Origin of the sequence: Pararhodobacter sp. (assembly GCF_034676075.1) — a bacterium.
Taxonomy (GTDB): domain Bacteria; phylum Pseudomonadota; class Alphaproteobacteria; order Rhodobacterales; family Rhodobacteraceae; genus Pararhodobacter.
Window position 1 is genome coordinate 1 of sequence record NZ_JAUCCQ010000227.1, and the last position, 2,364, is coordinate 2,364.

At 68.3% G+C, this 2,364-nt stretch carries 3 protein-coding genes; 2 read left to right on the forward strand and 1 reads right to left on the reverse strand.

Going from position 1 to position 2,364, the window contains the following annotated elements:
- Positions 1 to 113: 113 nt before the first annotated feature.
- The gene (fabA, locus tag VDQ18_RS23465; RefSeq protein ID WP_323023271.1) at positions 114 to 623 is read right to left on the reverse strand and encodes a bifunctional 3-hydroxydecanoyl-ACP dehydratase/trans-2-decenoyl-ACP isomerase; all 510 of its coding nucleotides are present in this window, start codon (positions 621 to 623) and stop codon (positions 114 to 116) included.
- A 162-nt stretch (positions 624 to 785) separates the two neighbouring features.
- Here fabA and irr point away from each other — a divergent pair, with 162 nt between their 5' ends.
- Positions 786 to 1,226, forward strand: a complete 441-nt coding sequence (irr, locus tag VDQ18_RS23470) for a Fur family transcriptional regulator Irr (RefSeq protein ID WP_323023272.1) — start codon at positions 786 to 788, stop codon at positions 1,224 to 1,226.
- A gap of 46 nt (positions 1,227 to 1,272) precedes the next feature.
- Entirely contained in the window at positions 1,273 to 2,043 is a 771-nt protein-coding gene (locus VDQ18_RS23475; protein ID WP_323023273.1) for a 23S rRNA (adenine(2030)-N(6))-methyltransferase RlmJ, read from the forward strand.
- Positions 2,044 to 2,364: the final 321 nt, after the last annotated feature.

Genomic DNA, 2,364 nt, shown 5'->3' on the forward strand with positions numbered 1-2,364 from the left:
CTGCAAATATCCACGGGGTTTCCAAAGGGGGGCGTGCCCCCCTTTGGCGAGGGGGCGCGGGGGGCGAGCAGCCCCCCGCCTCGGTCGCCCGAGGGCACCGAGGGCGAAACCCCTCAGCTCTCGCTCAGCGCGACCTTCATGTCCTTGACCTGATAGATCACCTCGCCATCGGCCTCGACGATCCCGTCGGCCACCCCCATGGTCAGCCGCCGGGTCTGGATCGCCTTGGTGAAATCCACCTTGTAGGTCAGCATCTTGCGGTCGGGCCGCACCATGCCGGTCAGCTTCACCTCGCCCACACCCAAGGCATAGCCCCGCCCCAGCCAGCCGCGCCAGCCCAGGTTGAAGCCGGTGAGCTGCCAGAGCCCGTCCAGCCCCAGACAGCCCGGCATGATCGGATTGCCCGGGAAATGGCACTCGAAGAACCACAGATCCGGGGTGATGTCGAATTCCGCCACCACATGCCCCTTGCCGTGCAGGCCGCCATCGCCGGAAATCTCGGTGATGCGGTCCATCATCAGCATCGGCGGAGCCGGCAATTGCGCGTTGCCGGGACCGAAGAGCTCGCCCCGGGCGCAGGCCAGCAGGGCTTCCTTGTCAAAGGACGACGGATAGGACGACATGGCGGAAAGCTCCCTGGATACGGCCTTATGGCGTTTTTCCTCCTCTAGCATCCCGCTTTCCGCCCTGACAAGCCGCAGGCTGGGACGCCCAGGCCCCGCCCGCCGGGGCCAAACCACGGTCAGGGCATTGAATCCCGCCGCGGCTCGGCCTAAAATGACTGCATGATCCGCGAATTCGCTCCCCAGACCCAGGTAGCCCGCGCGCGTGCCTCCGACTGGCTGGTCCAGGCCGGGCTGCGGCCGACCCGTCAGCGCCTGGCGCTGGCCGCGCTGGTCATGGGGGATGGCGAGAACCGGCATGTGACGGCCGAAAGCCTGTTCGCCGCCGCCGCCGACCGGGGCGAGAAAGTCTCGCTCGCCACGGTCTACAACACGCTGCGCGCCTTCTGCGAGGCGGGCCTGCTGAACGAGATCACCGTCGACGCCTCGCGCTCCTATTTCGACACCCGCACCGACGACCACCCGCATTATTTCTGGGAAGACAGCCAGAAACTGACCGACGCCCCCTCGGACCAGCTGGAAATCCTGCGCCTGCCCGATGTTCCCGAAGGCTGCGAGATCTCCCGGGTGGATGTCGTGATCCGCCTGCGCCGCCGCGATTGACGCGGCCCTCCCCTCCCCGACATCCTCAGCGAAGGGGCAGCCCCGCATGCTCTCGTACCAGCACCTCTATCACGCCGGGAATCTGGCGGATGTGCACAAACACGCGCTTCTCGCCTGGATGCTCGCCTATCTGACGCAGAAGGACAAACCGCTCACCTATCTCGAAAGCCACGCGGGCCGGGGGCTTTACGACCTCGCCGCGCCCGAGGCGCTGAAGACCGGCGAAGCGGCGCAAGGCATCGCCCGCCTCGAAACCCGGCTGCCCCCCGATCACCCCTATCGCCGGGTGCTGGACGCGGTCCGGGCCGAGCACGGCGCCGAGGCCTATCCCGGCTCGCCCCTGATCGCCGCCCGTCTCCTGCGCGCCAGCGACAGCGTGCACCTGGCCGAGAAACACCCCCAGGAACACGCCGCGCTGGCGGAGGCGATGATGCCCTACCCGGTGCGGGTGCATAAGGCCGACGGGCTGACCAAGGTGCTCGAACTGACCCCGCCCAATCCCCGGCGCGGCATGCTGCTGGTCGATCCCTCGTTCGAAAGCCCGGCAGAATACGAGGCGATCCCGCGCTTCCTGGGCCAGGTGGCGCGGAAATGGAACGTCGGCGTGCTGGCGCTCTGGTATCCGCTCCTGCGCGAACCGCGCCACGGGGCGATGCTGGCCGCGCTCGAAGCCGCGCACCCCGAAGCGCTGCGCCACGAGATCCGCTTCCCGCCCGCGCGCGAGGGGCACCGGATGACCGGCTCGGGCCTCTTCGTCATCAACCCGCCCTGGGGCCTGGCGGGTGAAGCCGCCCGGGTCTCGGCCCTCTTCACGTGAGAGGAGGGGTTTCGCCCTCGTTGCCCGCGCCTTCGGCACGAGCGCCTCGGGCGACCAGCGGCGCCGCGTGCCGCGGCGCCGAAGAAGGGGGGCCGTCTGCCCCCCTCTTGGCCTGCGGCCAATTCACCCCCCGAGGATATTTGGAGAACGAAGATGAAGGTTAAGAGAGCCCTAATCTCGATCTTTGTTCTCCAAATATCCTCGGGGGTTTCCAAAGGGGGCCCGAGGGTCCCCTTTGGCGGGGGGTGCGGGGGGCTGGCCCCCCGCTTCCTCCCGGCCCGCCGCGGGGACAACCGCTGCCTTTGCAAATAATCGGTAGCA